The organism is Gardnerella sp. DNF01204, from assembly GCF_049244145.1.
Taxonomy (GTDB): Bacteria; Actinomycetota; Actinomycetes; order Actinomycetales; family Bifidobacteriaceae; genus Bifidobacterium; species Bifidobacterium vaginale.
Window position 1 is genome coordinate 1212558 of the sequence record NZ_CP058379.1, and the last position, 21133, is coordinate 1233690.

General features: G+C 43.4%; 16 protein-coding genes. 1 reads left to right on the forward strand and 15 read right to left on the reverse strand.

Going from position 1 to position 21133, the window contains the following annotated elements:
- Nucleotides 1–2: 2 nt before the first annotated feature.
- The 15 genes from HXT46_RS04865 to HXT46_RS04935 all read right to left on the reverse strand — a co-directional run bounded on the left by HXT46_RS04865 (nt 3) and on the right by HXT46_RS04935 (nt 19974).
- Complete coding sequence (locus HXT46_RS04865) at nt 3–1745, reverse strand: bifunctional shikimate kinase/3-dehydroquinate synthase (protein WP_004113354.1); 1743 nt, start codon at nt 1743–1745, stop codon at nt 3–5.
- Nucleotides 1742–2929: a chorismate synthase gene (gene aroC / locus HXT46_RS04870; RefSeq protein ID WP_421786341.1), complete on the reverse strand. Its 1188-nt coding sequence runs from the start codon at nt 2927–2929 to the stop codon at nt 1742–1744. The genes HXT46_RS04865 and aroC overlap by 4 nt, the downstream gene beginning before the upstream one ends.
- Before the next feature lie 534 nt (nt 2930–3463).
- Nucleotides 3464–3979: a peptidase A24 gene (locus tag HXT46_RS04875; protein WP_421785788.1), complete on the reverse strand. Its 516-nt coding sequence runs from the start codon at nt 3977–3979 to the stop codon at nt 3464–3466.
- Between the two features lie 362 nt (nt 3980–4341).
- The gene (gene mltG / locus HXT46_RS04880) at nt 4342–5499 is read right to left on the reverse strand and encodes an endolytic transglycosylase MltG (protein ID WP_116437713.1); all 1158 of its coding nucleotides are present in this window, start codon (nt 5497–5499) and stop codon (nt 4342–4344) included.
- Nucleotides 5500–5597: 98 nt separating this feature from the next.
- Nucleotides 5598–6068, reverse strand: coding sequence for a Holliday junction resolvase RuvX (ruvX, locus tag HXT46_RS04885; RefSeq protein WP_004113362.1), 471 nt, complete (start codon nt 6066–6068; stop codon nt 5598–5600).
- Between the two features lie 57 nt (nt 6069–6125).
- On the reverse strand, nt 6126–8810 hold the full coding sequence (gene alaS, locus HXT46_RS04890; RefSeq protein ID WP_421785790.1) for an alanine--tRNA ligase: 2685 nt from the start codon (nt 8808–8810) through the stop codon (nt 6126–6128).
- A gap of 187 nt (nt 8811–8997) precedes the next feature.
- Entirely contained in the window at nt 8998–9237 is a 240-nt protein-coding gene (locus HXT46_RS04895; protein ID WP_004121066.1) for a hypothetical protein, read from the reverse strand.
- A complete protein-coding gene (locus HXT46_RS04900) occupies nt 9237–9671 on the reverse strand; it encodes a DUF948 domain-containing protein (RefSeq protein ID WP_004113368.1) in 435 nt (144 codons plus the stop codon). Before HXT46_RS04900 ends, HXT46_RS04895 begins: the two co-directional genes overlap by 1 nt.
- Nucleotides 9672–9831: 160 nt before the next feature.
- Nucleotides 9832–10506, reverse strand: coding sequence for a histidine phosphatase family protein (locus tag HXT46_RS04905; protein WP_048730128.1), 675 nt, complete (start codon nt 10504–10506; stop codon nt 9832–9834).
- 117 nt (nt 10507–10623) lie between these two features.
- Complete coding sequence (gene galT, locus HXT46_RS04910) at nt 10624–12018, reverse strand: galactose-1-phosphate uridylyltransferase (protein WP_410311462.1); 1395 nt, start codon at nt 12016–12018, stop codon at nt 10624–10626.
- 1055 nt (nt 12019–13073) lie between these two features.
- Nucleotides 13074–13700, reverse strand: a complete 627-nt coding sequence (gene rpsD, locus HXT46_RS04915) for a 30S ribosomal protein S4 (protein ID WP_004113375.1) — start codon at nt 13698–13700, stop codon at nt 13074–13076.
- A gap of 627 nt (nt 13701–14327) precedes the next feature.
- A complete protein-coding gene (locus HXT46_RS04920; protein WP_244897398.1) occupies nt 14328–15080 on the reverse strand; it encodes an ABC transporter ATP-binding protein in 753 nt (250 codons plus the stop codon).
- 1 nt (nt 15081) lies between these two features.
- Nucleotides 15082–16293: an FtsX-like permease family protein gene (locus HXT46_RS04925; RefSeq protein ID WP_421785794.1), complete on the reverse strand. Its 1212-nt coding sequence runs from the start codon at nt 16291–16293 to the stop codon at nt 15082–15084.
- Nucleotides 16294–16314: 21 nt separating this feature from the next.
- Nucleotides 16315–16740, reverse strand: a complete 426-nt coding sequence (locus tag HXT46_RS04930; protein WP_004117420.1) for a DUF4418 family protein — start codon at nt 16738–16740, stop codon at nt 16315–16317.
- A gap of 378 nt (nt 16741–17118) precedes the next feature.
- A complete protein-coding gene (locus tag HXT46_RS04935) occupies nt 17119–19974 on the reverse strand; it encodes an ATP-dependent helicase (RefSeq protein ID WP_162860830.1) in 2856 nt (951 codons plus the stop codon).
- Nucleotides 19975–20423: 449 nt separating this feature from the next.
- On the opposite strand from HXT46_RS04935, the gene HXT46_RS04940 reads away from it, so the two are divergent.
- Nucleotides 20424–21005: a xanthine phosphoribosyltransferase gene (locus HXT46_RS04940; protein ID WP_004113391.1), complete on the forward strand. Its 582-nt coding sequence runs from the start codon at nt 20424–20426 to the stop codon at nt 21003–21005.
- Nucleotides 21006–21133: the final 128 nt, after the last annotated feature.

Genomic DNA, 21133 nt, shown 5'->3' on the forward strand with positions numbered 1-21133 from the left:
TTCTAACCTCTAATCTTATTAAACGCTTCGCGAATCGCCTCCAGCGGCGGATTATCTAAGTGAATCGGGTTTCCAATCCCGTCTAAAACAACAAATCGTAAGGTGTTGCCTCTAGCTTTTTTATCTTTATGCATCAAGTCAAGAACCTTAGCAAAAGCATCGTCATTATTGCCGCCGCCATTCCAAGATATTGGCAATCCAAGTGATTTTAAAAGCGAGCGATGATACTCAACGTCTTCTGGACTTAAATAGCCCAAAATTTGCGCAAGGCTCGCCGCAAAAACCATTCCAACAGCAACCGCGTTTCCATGACGCCAAGAAAAATGCTCGATTTGCTCAATCGCATGCCCTAAAGTATGCCCATAATTCAAAAACTCGCGCAAACCTTGTTCTTTTAAGTCGTTAGAAACGTGGTATGCCTTAACGCGCACGCTTTTTTCTATTAGATCGCAAACCATATTATTTAAATCTGCATCATCTAAAATAGAAGGACCATCAACAGAGCGCAACTTGATAGCATTTTGAGGATTTTCCAGAATTTTTAAGATGCTAGAATCGCCAATAAACCCTGATTTTGCAACTTCTCCAAGTCCTTCAACAAAAATATCGTTAGGAAGAGTAGAAAACGCGCAAGTATCTGCCAAAACGCCAACAGGAGTGTAAAAACTACCAACCAAATTCTTGCCAGCTGCAGTATTTACACCAGTTTTTCCTCCAGTCGAAGCGTCTACCATTGCAAGAAGCGAAGTCGGGCAATTTACGTAGCGGATTCCACGCATCCAAGTAGAAGCAACAAATCCAGCTAAATCCGTAGCTGCTCCACCACCCAAACCAACAATCGCATCTGAACGCGTAAAACCAGCGTTTGCAAGGCGCGACCACACAAAATCCGCAACCTTAACAGTTTTACCAGCCTCTGCGTCTGGAATAAGAATATCGAAAACATCGTAGCCAGATGCGCGCAAAATAGATCTTGCTTTATCGCTATGTCTTTGAACAGGCTGAGTGTGAATTAAAGCTACTCGAACAGGCTGTTTTCCAAGCATTTGAGGTAAAAGACTCATAGCGCCTGCGCCAATATGAACATCGTAATCTTCAATACCTTTACCATCTACATGAACGATTCGTTGCATAATCATATCTTTTACCTTTCTTGCGGCAGGTTTTGGCGTTAATCCGTAAACGCGAGCGTGTAAATTCGCCACTTTGCAAAACACAGAATCACGCTTATCAAACAAATCCATCCATCGTTTTGCGCCATCTTCGCCGCTTAACATAGGACGATTAGAATTCCAGCTTACGCGCTCAATTGCATCACTTGCATTTACTTGCAAATACACAACACGACCGCCTAGCTTTGTATATTTTCTTAAGACATCTTGCGTCTCCTTACGCATTGGAGCACCGCCACCTAGGGCGACTATTGGGGCGGATTGCTCAAAATCTGGGAAAATAGCATCTCTAACAATTTGAGTTTCAATATCTCTAAAAGACTCTTCGCCAAAATCCTTAAAATATTGAGCAATCGGCATATTGATTTTTTGCTCAATTAAATCGTCTGTATCTATAAAAGGAACATTCAAAATATGCGCTAATTCCTTGCCAACACGCGTTTTTCCAGCTGCAGGCATGCCGATTATAACGGCTAACGGCATTTGAGTTTGCGATACATCTTGCGAAATGTCTTTCAAAGAATCTCTAAGCGAATCTGGCAAGGAATCATGCAAAGAATCTTCTTCGCTCATCTCATATGCTCTTTCCAAGATTGAACGTAATTTATAGCATTTCTAGCGGTTTCTTCTAGCGAATCTCCACCAAACTTTTCTAACGCATACTTTGCAAGCGTTAATCGAACCATTGCCTCTGCAACTACTGAAGCGGCTGGGACAGCCGTAAAATCGGAGCGCTGATTAATTGCCTGCGCTGGCTGGCCAGTAAGCACATCTACCGTTCGCAAAGCGCGAGGAATGGACGGAATTGGCTTCATTGCAGCGCGCACGCGAATTATCTCACCATTTGACATTCCACCTTCAATTCCTCCAGCACGATTGCTAAGGCGCGTGATTTTGCCATCTTCGCCTGTTACGATCTCGTCGTGAGCAACCGAGCCAGGGCGATTTGCTTCTTCGAAACCGTCTCCAATCTCCACGCCTTTAATAGCTTGGATTCCCATAAGCGCCGCAGCCAGTGCCGCATCCAAACGGCGATCCGACTCTACATACGTTCCAACTCCAGCAGGCATGCCGTATGTCAAAACCTCTACTACGCCGCCAAGCGTATCTGCATTTGCTTTTGCTTCATCAATACGAGCAACCATGCGAGCTTCGGCATCTTTATCTAGAGTACGAACTGGCGAAGCATCCAACGCATCAACATCGTCTGGAGTTGGTAGGGGTAAACTTTTGTTTATATATTCACCGCCAATTCCAATAACATGCGCAACTGTTCGCACACCCAACGCTTGGTGCAAAAACGCATCAGCTACAGCGCCTAAAGCCACGCGGGAAGCCGTTTCCCTAGCGCTCGAACGCTCCAAAATCTCGCGAGCATCACTAAAACCATATTTACGCATGCCCGTTAAATCCGCATGCCCTGGGCGAGGCCTAGAAAGCGGCGCGTTACGACCTTCCACACTTAAATCATGGTCTAACGGGTCTGCGCTCATCACTTCCACCCACTTTGGCCACTCGCTATTTGCGATTTCGATTGCAATTGGAGACCCAAGAGTAACACCGTGGCGAACGCCTGTAAGCAAACGCACTTTGTCTTGCTCAAACTTCATTCGCGCTCCGCGACCATATCCAAGTCGTCTACGCGCAAGAGCAGAAACAATGTCTGCGCTAGTAATCTTAACTCCTGCTGGCACGCCTTCAATCATTGCCACCAGTGCTTCACCATGCGACTCCCCTGCCGTTTGCCATCTAAGCATGCCTTCTCCAATCGCGTTGTGCGTCATATTTATTGTTATACTTCTTGCACTTAATACTGTACTTTATTTTAAATCAATACTCGATTCTAAATTCTTTATTCTACTAACCACTAAGTATTGCTAATAATCTATGAAATAAATCGCAAAAAGCCTTTAACCACATTGAGTAAAATTTGTTGCATGCTTTCCTATTTAGCGTTGCGCGAGGGCTGGGTAATTCTTGTCTCACAACGCTCCGCCTATTACGTGTAGTCTAGAGTTGCGGTTGTTCCGATTTGGTTTTGATTTTGTTTTTGAGTTGAAGTTTGTTTGTAGTGGTTGATCATTTGGATTATTTGGTATCGGCTGCCGCTCTTATATTGTTCGACCAAGAATCACACAGCCCTCTTACGTGCTTGAACAATTGCGTAGTTTTCATCACCGAGATTCTCGATTTTTTCTTGCTGCTTCAGCGAATCACCATTTCATGCTGAGGTTCGCTTCATTCGCTGCGAAAAATCTCGAATCTCTACCTAGCTTGGCGTATTTGTGTAATTACAAAAAACCGCAAAGCATAACGGCGATTATGGAAGATGCAGCTAATACGGGTACAAACGGGATTTTATTTTGTTCATTTTGCACAAGATGCCCGCGGAAAAATCGCAAGCAGACTTTAGAGCAGATTTTCCACACTAAAATCCAAATTAATCCAAATATTCCGATTGATGCAAACCAGTAGATTATGCAATCAAATCCAAATAGCGCCAAAGCTTGAGCGATCATAGAAGCGCACGTAACATCGCCAAATCCAAGTGCTCCGCGCACGCAAAGTTTTTGCGTCAAAACGTAGATTGCAAAAACTGATACTGCAAAAAGCCAGCCACGTAAAAGAAAATTAACATTATGAAAAGTAATAAGCGAAAAAATAAGGTTTGCGGCAGATTGTGCAAAAGCAGCTAGTACAACCCAAAGTCTAGGAACAACGCGGCTGATTAAATCCGTTGCGCACACTGCAATCATGCATATAAGCGTTGGTGTTGCAAATAAACAAGTAACAATAAACTGACTCATTTGATTATGCTAAATAAGCGAAAATTGCATTGCAACAAATTTCACTCAATGTGGTTAAAGGCTTGTGTGGTTATGCAGATTGCACCAAGTATGGTAGAGATTCGAGATTTTTCGCAGCTATTGAGGTGAGCCTCAGCGTCGCTAGATGGTGACTCGCCGAGAGAGCAAGAAAAATCGAGAATCTCGGTGATTAAGATATACGTAAAAGTTTTAGATATTCAGAAGGTTTGATGTATTTCTATACGAGCAATAAAAGAGGAGCGTAGCGACGGGACTTGCGAGGAGAGAAATACTCAAACCTCGCGCAACAACAAATAAGGGGAATCGTTCGCGCGGTCTAAGCGCGAAGGTAGGTCGTCGCGCTAGTTGGCGTTTTCGTTGGAACGCTTATACTCGTCGCGAATCTTCAAGAAATCATCGTAGTTATCCGCAAACTTAGTTTCGCCGGTCTTTAAGTTAGTGGTAACAAAATAAATCCATAATCCTTTTTCTGGATTAAGCGAAGCCAGAATAGCATTATCTCCAGGAATACTTATAGGAGTAGGCGGCAATCCTTTGCGAATCCTAGTGTTGTATGGATTACTTGCATCATCTAATTGTGCTTGCGTAAGGTTAATTGCCTTAATTCCAATACCGTAAGCAACCGTAGTGTCCATTCCCAAAGGCATGTCTTTAGCTAAACGGTTTAATATTACGCGCGAAACTTTACCATAGTATTCACGATTATTTACTTCCGCTTCCGCAATAGACGCAATTTTGAGAATATCTTGACGCAGTTTTCCTTTAGGAACTCCCAATGAATCAAGTTTCTGAATACGCTTATCTACCATTTTGGCAAGTATTTTAGTAGCAGATTTCATGGATTTTACGTTGTAAACTCCAGGCTCCAACCATCCTTCAAAACTTCCACCTGCTTCTGGCGGCAAAATCCCCGCTCCGTCTGTTTTTTGAATCGCGTTAAATTGAGCAATGTCAATTCCAGAGATTTGTGCAGCCTTACGAATAACGTCTGTTGATCGTTCTCCTGCTTTAACGTCTAAGAATCCGCCTGCTTTACTTTGATCTGAAAGAATATTTACAACATCAATTGAGTTCATATACTTTTTAAGCGCATAAATTCCTGGGTATAAAATCTTGTTGTTCGCAGCAACAATATTAGAAAAAGTTGATTGTGACTTTACAACTTGCGCTTTAACAAGATTGTTCCCAACTTCTACAGATCCTTGACCTGGCTCAATCGTAAACTCAACGAATCCGTTTCCAGGTCCTGGCCAATCGTCCATAATCGTAGACTGATTGTTGGTTTTTATGTAAACCGCAACCCTATATAAGCCATATCCAAGAACAAATAGTATTGCAAAAATTAGCGTAAGAATAAACGCTATTATACGTTTTCTCTTACTTTTACGTCGTTTTTGTGCTTTTAAATCTTTGCGCGATTTTGGAGGCACAGGTGGATTAGGAGTTTCGTGACTCCACTTAGCGTTTCGATCGAAAAAATCGTCGATATTCTCAGTCATTAAACGCTTCCTCCCGCTTGGACTGCTGGTTACTATTTCACAGTGACATTATTTCAGAATAACATTATTTCACAATATTGTCGTAGCTATTGTCTGCTTTAATTATTTTTGCAATCATTCTTATAATCGTCAATCGCAGATTGCAAAATTAACACTGCTGACTGCTGATCAACCATAGGACGATGCTTCCTAGTAGAAAAATCTGCATCTAACAGTTGTTTATGCGCCGTAACAGTTGTTAGTCTCTCATCTTTCCAAACAACTTCTGGAATAAAATCGAGAGACCAATCTCCATAATCAAAAAGCGACTTCATTCTTTTGACTAAATTAGTACCCCAACGACGCGCTTTTTTAGCAGATTTTCCTTCAGTTCCGTCTAATTGCAAAGGAAGACCTATTACAACACGACTAACACTATTATCTTCGATAATGTTTAAAACATCTTCAATCGCATTAAACGAATCACCATAGGATTGAACATTCCCAGCAGGATGAGCGAAAGTGAGCTCAGGGTCGGAAAGAGCTGTTCCGACCCTTGCATCACCTAAATCAATACCTAACCACACCATTTTTTGTGCCGCTTTTGGTAAAGATCGCATCGTTTTATTTAAGCTGATAGAAACACGCTAAGCAAGCTGCGCAACTTGCGCCTTAACAGCCTCAAGCGCTTCGTCAATCTTAGAAGCGTCTGTGCCGCCGCCTTGAGCGAAGTCTGGCTTGCCGCCGCCACCGCCACCAAGCACCTTGGAAGCAGTACGAACAAGATCGCCAGCCTTAGCACCAAGACCACGTGCGGCGTCGTTAGTCGCCACCGCCACCATTGGACGATCCTCCTCATTCACGCCACACAGCGCCACAATCACAGGAGCATCCTCACCTAAGCGAGAACGAACATCAAGTGTTGTTTTGCGCAATGCATCGAAGGAACCAAAGTTTCCAACATTCTTTACAGCAAGCTTAACCGTTGCGCCACTTTGTTTAGCCGCCTCAACCAATTCTGGAACAGCATCATTAAGCTGAGCCTCATACACCGAAGAAAGCTTGCGGTCTGAATCCTTCATCTTGTTGAGCAAGGACTCCAAGCGCTCAGCTAACTCATCTGGGCGTGCATTAATCATGCCAGCAAGTTGCGCCACCAAAGCGTGCTCACGAGCACCATATTCATACGCCTCTTCGCCGCACAATGCATCAATACGACGTACACCAGAGCCAATGGAAGATTCCGAAAGGATTGTAACCATACCAATCTTTCCAGTGCTCTTAGCGTGAGTACCACCGCAAAGCTCGCGGCTCCAACCGTCGCCAATCTCAACAACGCGCACAATATCGCCATACTTTTCGCCGAACAAGTGCATTGCTCCAAGCTTGAAAGCGTCGTCGATTGGCATTTCCTTTGGAACAACCTGCAAATCGTCACGAATACGCTCGTTTACGCGAGCTTCTACACGGAGCAGCGCATCTTTATCAACAGCCTTTGGCCACTGGAAGTCAAAGCGCAAGCGGTCTGGATCAACTACAGAACCGCGCTGAGTTGCCTGCGGACCAAGCTCTTCGCGCAAAGCCTTGTGAAGAGTGTGAGTAGCAGTGTGGCTTCTAGCCAAAGCAGCACGGCGAACCTGATCAATATTCGTGTTCACTGGAGCACCAACACTCAAAGTACCTTCAGTAAGTCGGCAGCTGTGAACAATCAAATCCTTAATTGGACGCTGAACATCGTCAACTTCCAAAATTGCGCCGTCGTCGGAAATAATCTCACCCTGATCAGCAATCTGACCGCCGCGCTCAGCATAGAATGGCGTGCGATCGAGAATAACTTCAACGTTTGCAGGAGCGGTAACGCTTTTAACAGAGCCCTTACCTGCTTCAACAATTGCTAAAACGTTTGAACGGCTTGAGAAGTCAGTGTAACCGAGGAAGTCGATTGGCTTTTCAAGCTCCTTCTTAATGTCGTCGTAAACACTAACGTCCACATTGTGACGCTTCTTCAAAGCATCAGCGCGAGCGCGACCTTTCTGCTCGCTCATAAGCTCACGGAACTTAGCTTCATCAACCTTAACACCCTGCTCAGCGGCCATCTCAAGAGTCAACTCGATTGGGAAGCCGTAAGTATCATGCAAAGTAAATGCGTCGGAACCACCAACAATAGGGTCATCCTTGTGTTCTTTCTTAGCTTTTTCAACAGCCAAGTCAAGAATAGTTGTGCCCTTTTCAAGAGTTCTGCGGAACGCGTCTTCTTCACCATATGCAGCTTCACTGACTTCATGGAAAGTATTATTAAGCTCTGGATAGCTTGGTTCCATTGCAGCCTTAGAAACTGGGAACAAGGTTGGAAGAACTGGGTCCTGAACGCCGAGCATGCGCATTGCGCGAACAGTTCTGCGGAGAAGACGACGAAGTACATAGCCGCGGCCAACATTACTTGGGCGCACGCCATCACTCATAATCATCAAAGCAGAACGCACGTGATCTGCTACAACGCGGAAACGCACATCAGCATCATTATTATCGCCGTACTTTACACCGCTAAGCTTTTCTGCAGCTTCAATAACTGGGTAAACTTCATCGGTTTCGTAAATATTTTCCTTACCTTGCATAAGGTAAGCCAAACGCTCCAAACCAGCGCCGGTATCGATATTCTTCTGGTCAAGCTCACCAACAATATGCAAATCAGTCTTAGACTTGACGTTATCTACCTGGAAGTTTTCGAAAACCAAATCCCAAATCTCAATAAAACGAGATTCATCAGCAGCAGGACCGCCATCCTTACCGTATTCTGGGCCGCGATCAACGTAAATCTCGGAGCATGGGCCGCCAGGACCAGGACCACCAGTAGTCCAGAAGTTATCTTCCATGCCGAAAACTTGCATGTGCTCTGGGTCGAAGCCTTCGTTCTTCCAAATTGCGCGAGCTTCATCGTCGTCTGTAAAAGTAGTTACCCAAAGCTTTTCCGGGTCAAATCCGTATCCGCCCTTATCTTGCGGAGTTGTTAAAAGCTCCCAAGCGTAGTGAATAGCTTCTTCCTTAAAATAATCACCAAACGAGAAGTTACCAACCATCTGGAAGAATGTGCCGTGACGAGTAGTCTTGCCGACTTCGTCAATATCAAGAGTACGAACGCACTTCTGGTTAGACGTCATTCTGCGAGAAGGAGGCGTTTGCTCTCCCAAAAGATAAGGTATGAATGGAACCATGCCTGCAATCGTGAAAAGCGTCGTTGGATTTGGTGAAATCAGCGATGCTGAAGGCACGACCATATGACCATGATTACCAAAGTAGTCAAGATAACGCTTTGCAATTTCTGCTGTGCGCATAGGTACGAACTCCTTGTGTTATATTAAAACGCCATGCAACAGGGCGGCACAAAAGAATATCATACCATCATGCTTTAAGGCGCGAGTCGCAGAATGATTAATCTGCAAGACCAATTTTTGATTATAAAACTTTACCTATAAAAACTTTAGTTATAAAAAACTTTCAAGACTTATTAGCAAGCTTATTTTATTTAGCATACTTATTAGCATACTTAGAATTAAGCTGCGACTCGTGAGTTTTTCTGCTGGAATTAAAATCCTTAAATAAAGACAAAATCGTGGTTAAAGTAAGATTCTTCGGATCTTTATCAAAGAAAAAATCTCCAACACTTTCTGGGAATTTTCCTTTAATATAAGCGCGAGCCTTAGTAACAGACATCACGCCTATTACTATTCCTATGCAAAGCCAGAATAAACGCTTAAACATCACTCCCCCTTGGACTCACTCGACTCACCAGAATTAGCTGCGTGGCGTGCAGAAGATTCTGAAAAATCCGTTGGAACTGTAGGCTTATTGAAGAATGCGTTAATAGTGTCCTTAAGAGCATATCCAGCTGCAGCAATCTTAATAATAGGTTTTCCAAGAAAAGCACCATACAAATCTGTAAGAGCACCAACATTAGTCGCAGTGGTGCGAGCAGCATCCGTAACAGCATTAACATCTTCTAAGGTTTTGTTTACTTGCTTTACTGTAGTAACAGACTCATCAATAGCAGGCAAAGCATGTTCACCTGATTCCTTAACGGTTTGAGCAATCTGATTAAACATCTTACCCAACCTAATCAGAGGATAAATCATAAAACCAGAAAGAACCGCAAACGAAATCGCGGCAATTAGAGCAGCTATGTCTCCAACGCTCATCGTAACCTCTTTCCTGCTGTTTTTACGCGCGACTAACCCACGCAATGTATTTAAAAGATTAACGAAGAGTAAAGACTCTTCGAGTAAACCACTAACACATATCTTTCTTAATATATCAACCTTAATATATCAATATATAAAAGTAGATTTACAGTACGCTCTACTCGTTGTAACCCTTAATAGTTATAGACTGATCAAGCGGCTTAGAAGTGTCAAAATCTAAACGAGTCACACTACCATTTTGCGGACGCTCACTCAAATCGTAACCAGCAGGCGCAAAACGATGCATAAGACTTAAAAGCGTGTTCCCGTGAGATATTTGCAAAACACTATCCCCATCTTTTAACACTGGATTGCTGGCGATTATTTTAAAACCGCCCTCAACACGCTTCCAATACTCAATATCCGACTCAGCATCATGGAATGGATCCGCCTCTTTGAGCATATCTCGGGTAGCCGAAAGCCCAAACTTTTCAACGATTTCATTATATGTTTTTGCTCCGTGAGGAGCACCTGCTGCCCACCAAGCCATATTCATGTCTTGGCCTTCAAAATAGCCGTAGCATTGCTCACGAAAATGCATATCGCTTATGAGTTGTGGTCGAGCATGAGTGTGTTTTTCGTTTTCGCTTAAAATACGCTCAGCAGTGATTTGAGCACGAGTTGTATCTGAACAATATGCTGCAGCAAAAATGACATTAGCTAATTTTTCTGCTGCACGATCTGCGTCTGCAAGTCCTTTATCGGTAAGAGGAGAATTTGACCAACCTTGAAGACGATTGTAGCAATTAAACATGGTTTGACCATGACGAACTAAATAAAGATGCAGCAACATAACTTAATCATCTCACTTTTAATAAATTGTTCTACACAATGTTTTATACAATGCTTTAAACAATGCTTCACACAAATTGACTTTGTTATTTGTTTAATCAGACTAATACAGGTAAGACTAATCCAAATCAACATCGCCTAATTCTTGGAATCTACTTGCAATCAGCTCTGGCGTTGTATCAGAAATCCAAGATGCCATCCCAGCTTCCGACCCAGCCAAATACTTGATTTTGTTAGCATCTCGCATAAACGAGAAGAATTGTAAATTAAGACGATAATGCGCACGACGAGAATCATGCACAGGAGCCTGATGCCATGCTGCAACATAAGGCAAATCAACAAATTCGCTAGAATTTGCAGCACTCATACCAGAAGATAAGTCGAAAGCAGCCGAACCTGCAAACGATTTAGTACTAGAGTCGCCATTAAAACCAAAGAACTTATTAGCACGTCTAAGAAGTGTTATATAAATTTGTGCCAAATCCCAACGCTCTTGGTCGTCAAGCTGATCCAAAGTAAGAACATCACGAACAGGAGCAACATGCACTTCTAGAGGCCAACGCGCTGCTGCTGGCACATACGCAACCCAACTATGATTATGCATAATCACACGCTTTTTAGCCTCAATCTCCGAATTCATCAAATCCTTAAGAAGATTACTGCCAGTGCGCTCAAAATAAGCCTCTGTGTGGCGCAACTCCTGCTCCAACCTAGGAGCAATAAACGGATAAGCGTAAATCTGACCGTGAGGATGATTCAAAGTCACACCAATTTGGCTGCCGTGATTTTCAAAAGGATAAATCTGCTTAATGCCATCAATTTGGCTAATTTCCGCGGTTCTAAACGCCCAGGCTTCAACAATCGTACGCATGCGCAAAACAGAAAGATTAGCTGGAAGCATGTTTTCGTTGGAACTAAAGCAAATCACCTCACAACGACCAGCTGCAGGAGCCTGCTTCCACAGCGGATTGCCGTCAACGTAGGTTGTTGTGTTTGGCACTCCTGCAACCTGAGCCATAGCTGGATAACGGTTTTCAAAAACAACAACGTCGTAGTCTTCGTCTGGAATTTCACCATCTTGATACTCAGATTCTGGCTTTCTACCAGCGAATGGGTCGATTCTTGATTGCTGATTACTATCACTATTTAAGCTATCGCTATTTGAACTCTCTCTAAGAACAGGGGCTGGTCGTTTTGCCCACAGCCTAGACATAGGAATCCAGTCTCCTGTAAGCGGATCCTGACGCATTTGCGGAACTTCGCTAGGAACCTCATTACCTTCGCTATCAAAATGAGATGTAAAGCGATACGCCAACTTTCTAGGGTCGATCAGCTCCCTTGTTTTGTGCCCGCTAACATATTCTGGGTTGTCGTCGATGTAGAAAAAGTCACGACCGTCGGAAAGCTTTGTTGCCGTAATACGAATATGCTCACGTGCGTATGTTCCTGGACGATACAACTTATACGGATACTCTCCACCGAAATCTCGAATAGGAGTTTGAACAGTCGGAATTTGTTGCGTTTGGTAGAAGGAATTATCTCCTATCGAAGAATGCATTGGTGACTGTAATCCTTGGTATGAGTCCGAATGCATAGTGGATTGCGCAGACTGCACGTTTTCAGCCGCCTCTTCTTCTGCTTGAGCTACAAGACTACTCAGCGAAGAATCTCCAACACCCGTGCTGGTTATTTTGTTAATAACCGAGTGGTTTGCGCCGCCAGCCTTGTTCCTAGCGCGAATTGCATTAATGTCTATTGCATCAAAAGCATCTGTGTCTTCCAAGCTTTTTTCAACTTGACGCTCATCTGCCTTCTTATGCGTAGTGCCGTCTTCATCAATTTCAAATCCTGCTGCAGCGCCACCTTCAAATCCACCACCAGGACCAGCGAAACCAGCTGTTGTTGGAATATTGTGAAGTCCTGCAACTTTTTTAGGCTTTTCCACAAAATCATCCCCTTCAAAAACGTTATTGCTTAACACGTCTTTTGCGTCTCTTACATCTTCTGCATCTTCTGCATACTGTGCGTTGTGCGCAGTCATATATTGCTGTGCTTCTTGCACCGCTTTCACATCTTCTTCATTGCTAATTTGAGACATCTTTGACTCCATCGTCTCTTTATTCTTCTTTATCTTCTTTTATTTTCGTATAACTTCTTATTCTTGTATCTTCTTACTTACAACGCTTACTAGACGCTCAGTTATCTATTATATATTTTCTGATTCAACACTCGCAGAATGTTATATTTTGTAATATAACGAATATTATTGTGAATAATTATATATGATTTTGTTTTTTTATTAAACTGTTTTGTTACAAAATGTACGGTTGCTGGCGACTAATCCCAAACAAAAGTTAATACATCACAACATATCACTATTTTTAGCATAATTCATATTGCTTTTTATACAAACACGCTATAACTTCCTGCTTTTGTTTACCATTTGACCCAATACGTAAACAAACACGGGAAAATTACAGCAAAAATCGCAAGCAAAACGCATTGACCCCCACTATGCAATGCACAGCAGGGGTCAAGCGGTATGTCCTTAAGAATGAAATCCAGAATTTAGCGAGCGTAGTACTCGACGACGTACTGGATGTTGACTTCAACTGGAATCTGATCGACTTCCGGCTTACGAGTCAAAGTAGCCTTCAAAGAGGCAAGATTCACATCGAGGTAACCAGGAACTGCTGGCAAAACGTCACGATGAACGCCTTCAGCAGCCATCTGGAATGGCACCATTGTCTGGCTCTTAGCGCGAACCTGAATGGTCTGGCCTGGCTTAACACGGTAGGATGGGCGATCAACAAGATTGCCATCTACCAAAATGTGACGATGCACAACAAACTGGCGAGCCTGAGCGGTTGTGCGAGCAAAACCTGCGCGCAAAACTAAAGCGTCAAGACGGGTTTCCAAATCGGTGAGCATTGCGTCACCAGTCTGACCTGCAGTGTGCGTACCCTTTTCGTAAGCTGCACGAAGCTGCTTCTCGGAAAGACCGTACTGAGCGCGAAGACGCTGCTTCTCGCGAAGACGTACTGCGTAATCGGACTCGGTACGACGACGAGTGCGGCCGTGCTCACCTGGAGCATATGGACGCTTCTCGAAAATACGCTGAGCCTTTGGGGTCAAAGCGATGCCGAGGGCGCGAGAAAGACGCACCTGACGGCGAGAACGCTGAATATTAGTCATTACTAATCCTTTATTCTGTCGTTATCTGAACGGAACGTGAACCAAACATTTACGATTGTTCACGCTGAGCCAGCCTCTCCAGTGCTTCTTCGTGCTAACACACGAACGCGAAAGCATTAAAACGCTGAAATAACGCCATAATTCTTGCGCGCCGACCCACTGATGGGCTAAGGCTCCAGATAATGCCTACAAAAAATAGGCATCGTTCCTTATACTACTCCGCGCCGTAGATACTCGCGCTCACATCAACGTCATCTTTTGCACGTATATTACACCAAGCTAGGTGAAGATTCGAGGTTTTTCGCCGTGAACGAGGTGAGCCTCAGCGCCGAAGGTGGTGACTCGCCGAGAGAGCAAGAAAAATCGAGAATCTCGGTGATAAAAACCACGCAATTGTTCAAGCACGTAAGAGGGCTGGGTGATTCTTGGTCGAACAGTATAAGAGCGGCAGCCGATACCAAATAATCCAAATGATCAACCACTACAAACAAACCTCAATCCAAAAACAAAATCAAAGACAAAACGGAACAACCGCAACAACAACCAACACGTAAGAGGCGGAGCGTTGTGAGACAAGAAACACCCAGCCCTCGAACAACATCAAATAGGAAAACCGCGCAACAAAGCTCAGTCACAGAGTGCACGAAGTATGCCAGAGTCCATTGTGTAAACACTGTTAGCGCTTGCAGCAACCGATTCATCGTGAGTAACGACTAAAACGGCCGCGCCAGAATCCGCACAATCGCGCAGCAGAGACACCACAGTTTGAGTGTTTTGCGAATCCAAATCGCCCGTAGGCTCATCCAACAGCAGTAAACGTGGGTTGTTAATCAAAGAGCGCGCAATCATAACGCGTCTCATTTCTCCGCCAGAAAGCTCACGTGGATAACAATGCGCAAGATCGTCCACGTTAAGTCGCTTAAGCAAATCCATAGCGAAGGAAGTCACATTCACACAATCTTCTGGATGAAGTTTTTCCGCTGAATCGCCTATTCGCTTAGAAGAAGCATCAAAAATCTTAACAGGCAAAATAACGTTATTTATCACATTCAAATTAGCAAGCAGCGTCTGCGATTGCGTAACAAAACCAATGTTTTTTGCGCGAATCGCAGAAATTTGCTCGTCGCTTATAGAAGGCAGTGAAATATTGCATCCAAAAATCGTAACGTTTCCACGCGTCGGCTTTAAAAGACCTGCAATCATGTTTAAAAGAGTAGATTTTCCATTGCCAGACTTGCCCACAATCGCAACAAAGTCGCCAGCTTTAAGCGAAAAATTAACATTGTCTACAGCAATAAACTTCCTATTTTTGCGTTTAAATTCGCGAGTGACATTTTTAAGATTTACTACTAAATCGTTGCTAACAACTTTATTCGCCATTTTATTCGCCATCTCTTAAAGTCAAATACGCTTCCCTGCTTGCGATTCGCCCCACAATAATCGCAGAAGTTACCAAAACACTAGCGAGAGAAAACGCTACAGAAACTGCCGCAATCGCGCACACAAACCAAACATTCGACTCCAAGTACGGTAGTTGCAGCTGTTGAGAAATAACAACATTATATGGGAACAAAATAAGCGAAGCAAAAGCAACGCCAATCACGCCTCCACCAAAACCAATCGCCGACGATTCACGCGCGACCATCTTTAGAAGCATGCTCTTATTGGCGCCCAAAATCCTAAGAGAAGCAAATTCTCTTTTGCGCTCCGATGTAGAAGACGCAAAAACGCACACAAGAATCAGCACACCCACAAGCCAAAACGCAAGAATGCCAAGAAAAATCGCCTTATTTAGCACCTCTAAGCTCTTTTTAGTCTGCTCGGTAATTCCGCTTGGAAAGACAACTCCAAGGCTTTTAATTCCGCTAGTTTTACGAATATTTTCCGCAACTTTTTGAGCGCTAAAACCCTTGCTCACTTTTACAAGAACAGCGCTAACTGCCTTGCGTGCGTATTTTGCAGGAATCGCAGTGTGCCCAACTTTAGAAGAATATTTAATAACCGCTGGAATCGTGTCTCTGTTTACAAACACTGAGTTGTCTAGGCTAGTGCCCGTTTTAGCAAGTTGCGCAACAATCGGCCATTCGTGCCCATACAAGCGAACCGTGTTTTTGTAAGACACAAGCACGTTTGCGCCTGCAATCATCTGCCCTTTTTTAAGCTCGCTTTTGTGTTGCGAATAAATCCATGGCGCGATTACAAAGTCACTCGTAGGGTCAAAACCTATGATTTGCAACTTTTCTGCGCAGCATCCAGCAGATAGAGAAGATATGTAAGTTTGTACGCTTGCTTTTTCAACGCCTTTTGATTTTCGCACAAAATCCTCAATATTGTTCGTAAAGTAAAACGTGCTCGATCCGCCATTAGTTAGCAACGCTTCCGCACGATTGTATGTGTTTTGCGGAATAACCATAATATCCGCGCCAAGGCGAGCGCGCATACTACTTAAACCATTAGAAAGATTAAGGGAGATTAGCGAGCCGCCAAAAAACACTGCAGCTAAGCACGCGGAGACCACGATTAACGCGGCGGTTCTAAGCGGCTTTTGCTTTAGGTTTTCTAGCGGCAATCGCTTTAATGTAATAGTGTGCATAGTAAATTACTTAGATGCGCACTAGCAAGCAGATTTAGTGTCAAGATACACGCTAACAGATGCAAACACCAACGCTAGTACAGATAGCACAATCAACGTTGGACGCATAACAGATGCGCAATGCATCATTGGACTTTTGCAAACACCAATAAGGAATGTTGTAGTAGCGATCATAAACAGAGAGTTAGCGATTACAGCAATATTTAAGCCAGCGCGAACGTGTTCTTTAACAAATAGCGCAATAATGCCTAGAATTGCAATAACTACGCCAATTCCAATAGCCACGCGGCTGGTGTAGTAGCATGCCATAGGTTGCATCATCATAGGCATTTTTTGCATTTTATGCATGCCTCCTGTTGAGCATGGTTTTGCAAATGTCAATGGCGCTATAGCAATAAGAATTCCAAAAATAATTGCATGAAGCGATGCGAATAATTTGTTTTTCATAATAAATACCTCATTAAATCTAGTTATTATTTTTTAGTGTTGCTTTTTGTTTAATGCAACACGCTTTACGGCACTTATGTTTGCAAGCGCCACGCCTTTTAAAATCTCTTTATAAATACAATCGCAATGTTTAAGAGCTTAATCGACTTACTCTTGAGTCACGAATCTTACACATTTGCGGTTTCGTTTACTTCTATATTTTTCCTACTTTTATATTTTTTCGTATAGCTTAATAGAAAACAAGTCTTGAATATTTTGTTTTAGTGTATATAATCGCGCACTAGTTATAACAATATTACAATTAACAATTTAAAGTAATCTCCAATAGCATTCCATTATTTTAAGTGCAACATTTATAAAACGAAAAATTTTACAATTTTACAATTTCTCAATTGGTGCAACTCTTAACATGAGTCTTTTTACACCATCCGAACCAAAGTCAACTGTAATAATTGAGTTTCTTCCCTTGTCTTGCGTTTTAAGAACAGTTCCAAGACCGTAAGTGTCGTGCGAAATTTTATCGCCTTCATGAAAATCGTTGATATTTAAGTGATTGTCCTTTTCTTGCAAACCCTGTTTTTTATAAGACAATGATGATGCAGATGACTGCAAATTTGAAGTGAACGATTGATGCTGGTATGATGCACTCGATTTTCTAGCGATACGAGTGGTGACTTTGCCAGACTTTGAACCATACGACTTGCCATATGAATTGCCATATGAATTAGAGCCATAAGACTTTGAGCTATACGACTTGCCATAATGCGATTTTCGGTAACTCGATCCGCCGTAAGTGGTGTACGAATCGTCGTCCCAACCACCATCGCTTCCAAAATCACTGTCAAAATCGCGGTCAAAAACACTGCCCGCTCCCCTAAGCCCAGCACGCATAACATCTGCTTCCTTGCGCTTCCAAGAAATCAAATCGGCAGGAATCTCGTCCAAAAACTGGCTTTGTATCATTTCCGCTGACTTGCCCCATTGCGATCTCTCAGCCGCCCAAGTGACGTACAAAATCTTCTTAGCGCGAGTTATGCCAACGTATGCAAGACGACGCTCCTCGCAAAGCTCCTTTTGATTGTCAACACAGCGCGAATGAGGAAAAGTGCCCTGCTCCATTCCAGTCAAAAACACAACAGGATATTCCAAACCTTTAGCCGTGTGAAGCGTCATAAGCGTAACTTTTCCAGTATCTTCGCCCTGGTCTGGAAGCTGATCAGAATCCGCAACCAAAGCCGTAGTCTCCAAAAAACCAGCAACATTAGCATCAGGCGTATTCTGCTCATACTCAGCTGCAACCGATTGTAATTGAGACAAGTTATCTACTCTAAATTCGTCTTGAGGGTCCTTAGACTCTCGCAAATCCTGCAACAATCCGCTCTCGTTAAGCACGTTCTCCACAACCTTAGAAGGCTTGGAATCGTTAGCTTTCATAAAGTCAATAAGCGAAGTCATAAGATCCCTAAAACTCTTAAGCGCATTAAAAGTTCGAGATGAAATACCAATTTGTTCTGCAATCTTATCTATTTGACTAAGAGCAGACCAAAAACTTATAGAATTTTCTTTTGCATAAGACGTAATCTGCGACTCAGCACGCGCACCAAGACCACGCTTTGGAACGTTTAAAATGCGGCGCATATTGACATCGTCATCAGGGTTTGCGATCGATTGCAAGTAAGCAAGCGCATCTTTGACTTCGCGGCGCTCGTAGAACTTAGTTCCGCCAACAAGCTGATAAGGCAAGCCCGACTTAATAAGCGCATCTTCTAAGCTTCGAGATTGCGAATTTGCGCGATACATAATCGCAATATCTGAATAGTTTACGCCATCTTCGCCTGCCAAACGCGCGATTTCTTGAGCAACCCAAGAAGCTTCACCTTGCGCGTTATCTGCTACATAACCGACAATCGGCGAGCCTTTGCCTAAAGATGTCCACAACTTTTTAGGTTTTCGATTAGCATTGTTGGAGATCACAGCATTTGCAGCATCCAAAATGGTTTGCGTAGAGCGATAATTCTGCTCCAACATAATTGTTGTAGCGCTTGAAAAATCCTGCTCAAAGTCTTGAATATTGCGAATATCTGCACCGCGGAAAGCGTAAATTGACTGGTCGGAATCGCCAACAACCGTGATTGAAGATTGCGGAAGTTGAGTGGAATCTGGTGAAACTGATGAAACAGTGGAATCAGTGGAATAATCATCCACACCTGCAAGCTCACGAATCAACACGTATTGCGCGTGATTGGTATCCTGATATTCGTCAACCAAAATGTAACGGAACTTTCGCTTGTAATACGCGCTAACTTGCGGATTTTGGCGCAAAAGCTTAACCGTTAACATAATCAAATCGTCAAAATCAACAGCATTCGAAACGCTAAGCCTATTTTGATACTCCGCGTAAACAGCAGCATAAAGCGCATCAGCATTGCCAGCAGCATTAAAGCTAGATGCACCAGATACAGACGCGCCTGGCTTATAATCTGGTGCGTAATTTTTAAGATTTTCCTGCCAAGTAACCAAATTATTTTTAAACTCAGATATCTTAGACAATAAAAGTTTAGGAGTAAACTTTTTAATATCAATATTCAATTCGGATGCGATTATTTTAACAAGACGCTCACAATCGGAAGAATCGTAGATAGAAAAACCTGATTTTAAGCCGATTGAATCGCCATGAGCGCGAAGAATTTTAACGCAAGCGGAATGGAAAGTGGAAACCCACATGCTATTTGCACTATTGCCTATTAAGCTCGCCAAGCGCTCGCGCATCTCCGCAGCCGCTTTATTTGTAAACGTGATTGCAAGAATTTGGCTCGGCCACGCCTTGCGATTAGCCAAAATCCACGCGATTCGGCGCGTAAGAACACGCGTTTTGCCGCTGCCTGCGCCAGCTCCGATTAAAAGCGCTGGGCCAGTGTATTGAACAGCCTTGGATTGCTGTGGATTTAAGCCTTCTAAAAGCGATTGTGGGTTGATTTCAGGAATGTTGGAAGATTGTGCGGATGTTTGAGCGTATTGGGCAGCGGCAGAAGATTGAGCTGTTTGGGAAGATTGTACGGAATTTGAATATTTTGCGGAAAAATCGCCAGCAACCGTAGAAGCAGAAACTTCGCTCGTCATATCTTTATTAATAGGTGCATCGCTAATAGAAGCATTGCTAATAGAAGCATCGCTCTGCTCGTCGGCATCTTCTGGATTGCCAAACAAATCAAAATCGTAACCGTACTTGCTCAAAAGCCCCTCACTCCCGTGTTCCAAATCGCAAAAATTAAACTCTAACCAATTTTAACGAACGGCAGCCAAACACAAATCGTGCGTTTTGCACTATACGCATTACGCAACTTACGCACTTTGTAGCACATTTGACCCAAATCACGTACAAAAAGCGGAAAAACTGACGCACTTTGTAGCTCTAAACAACGTTTTGCATCGTTCGCGCGCTACGCTCTAAGCGAAAAGGTAGGTCTTGTCGCTCGCGCGTTACAGCGCGCTCACGTCCTCGCTTGCGTTGAAAGCACACTGTGCTTTCAACCTTGAGCAAGCTCAGCGCTCCGAATTACCTTTTCGCGCTACGCTTCTCAAGCGAAAAGGTAGGTCGTCGCGCAAGTGAGTCAAAGCTGGGGGTAAGCTATACAAATACACGCTACACACGCAAAATGCGGCGCAATTTGAAAGGAATAATCGTGCAAGAACTTGAAGAACGTATCCAAAAAGAAGGCATTGTTAAGCCAGGAAATGTTTTGAAAGTTGACGCATTCCTTAACCACCAGTGCGATTGCGCGCTTTTTGACGCAATGGGAGCTGCATGGGCGCAGCATTTTAAAAACACGCAAATCAACAAAATCCTAACAATCGAGTCTTCGGGAATCGGAATCGCGTGCGTTGCTGCGCGTCATTTTGGCAACGTTCCAGTGGTTTTTGCAAAGAAAGCGCAATCAATCAACTTGGATGGTGATCAATACGTGTCTACCGTATTCTCGTTCACAAAGCAACGCGAATTCCCTGTAATTGTGTCTAGAAAATATTTGAGCGCAGACGACCGCGTTTTAATTTTGGACGATTTTTTGGCTAATGGCAAAGCTTTGCAAGGGTTGATTGACATTTGCGATCACGCTGGAGCCACGGTTGCTGGCATTGGCATTGCGATTGAAAAAGGCTTCCAAGGCGGCGGAGATGCGTTGCGCGAAGCTGGATATGACTTGGATTCGCTGGCGATTGTGGAGTCGATGGATCCTAACGATGGGTCAATCACCTTCCGCCAATAGCCAAGTCAATATGATTGTGCGCAAATTGTGAAAAAATTAAACATAATTCTTCACAAATCGCAATTTTGCGTAAAAATACGATAAAGTAGTTCGGTTGGTGTTTGAAACCTATTACTCTAAATGTGCTA

Coding starts and splice junctions, on each gene's coding strand:
- ruvX (WP_004113362.1), bottom strand. CDS start 6,068: ATGGTGTGGTTAGGTATTGATTTAGGTGATGCAAGGGTCGGAACAGCT.
- aroC (WP_421786341.1), bottom strand. CDS start 2,929: ATGCTTAGATGGCAAACGGCAGGGGAGTCGCATGGTGAAGCACTGGTG.
- HXT46_RS04875 (WP_421785788.1), bottom strand. CDS start 3,979: ATGAGTCAGTTTATTGTTACTTGTTTATTTGCAACACCAACGCTTATA.
- rpsD (WP_004113375.1), bottom strand. CDS start 13,700: ATGACTAATATTCAGCGTTCTCGCCGTCAGGTGCGTCTTTCTCGCGCC.
- HXT46_RS04920 (WP_244897398.1), bottom strand. CDS start 15,080: ATGGCGAATAAAGTTGTTAGCAACGATTTAGTAGTAAATCTTAAAAAT.
- HXT46_RS04930 (WP_004117420.1), bottom strand. CDS start 16,740: ATGAAAAACAAATTATTCGCATCGCTTCATGCAATTATTTTTGGAATT.
- HXT46_RS04900 (WP_004113368.1), bottom strand. CDS start 9,671: ATGAGCGTTGGAGACATAGCTGCTCTAATTGCCGCGATTTCGTTTGCG.
- HXT46_RS04895 (WP_004121066.1), bottom strand. CDS start 9,237: ATGTTTAAGCGTTTATTCTGGCTTTGCATAGGAATAGTAATAGGCGTG.
- mltG (WP_116437713.1), bottom strand. CDS start 5,499: ATGACTGAGAATATCGACGATTTTTTCGATCGAAACGCTAAGTGGAGT.
- HXT46_RS04925 (WP_421785794.1), bottom strand. CDS start 16,293: ATGCACACTATTACATTAAAGCGATTGCCGCTAGAAAACCTAAAGCAA.
- alaS (WP_421785790.1), bottom strand. CDS start 8,810: ATGCGCACAGCAGAAATTGCAAAGCGTTATCTTGACTACTTTGGTAAT.
- HXT46_RS04905 (WP_048730128.1), bottom strand. CDS start 10,506: ATGTTGCTGCATCTTTATTTAGTTCGTCATGGTCAAACCATGTTTAAT.
- HXT46_RS04865 (WP_004113354.1), bottom strand. CDS start 1,745: ATGAGCGAAGAAGATTCTTTGCATGATTCCTTGCCAGATTCGCTTAGA.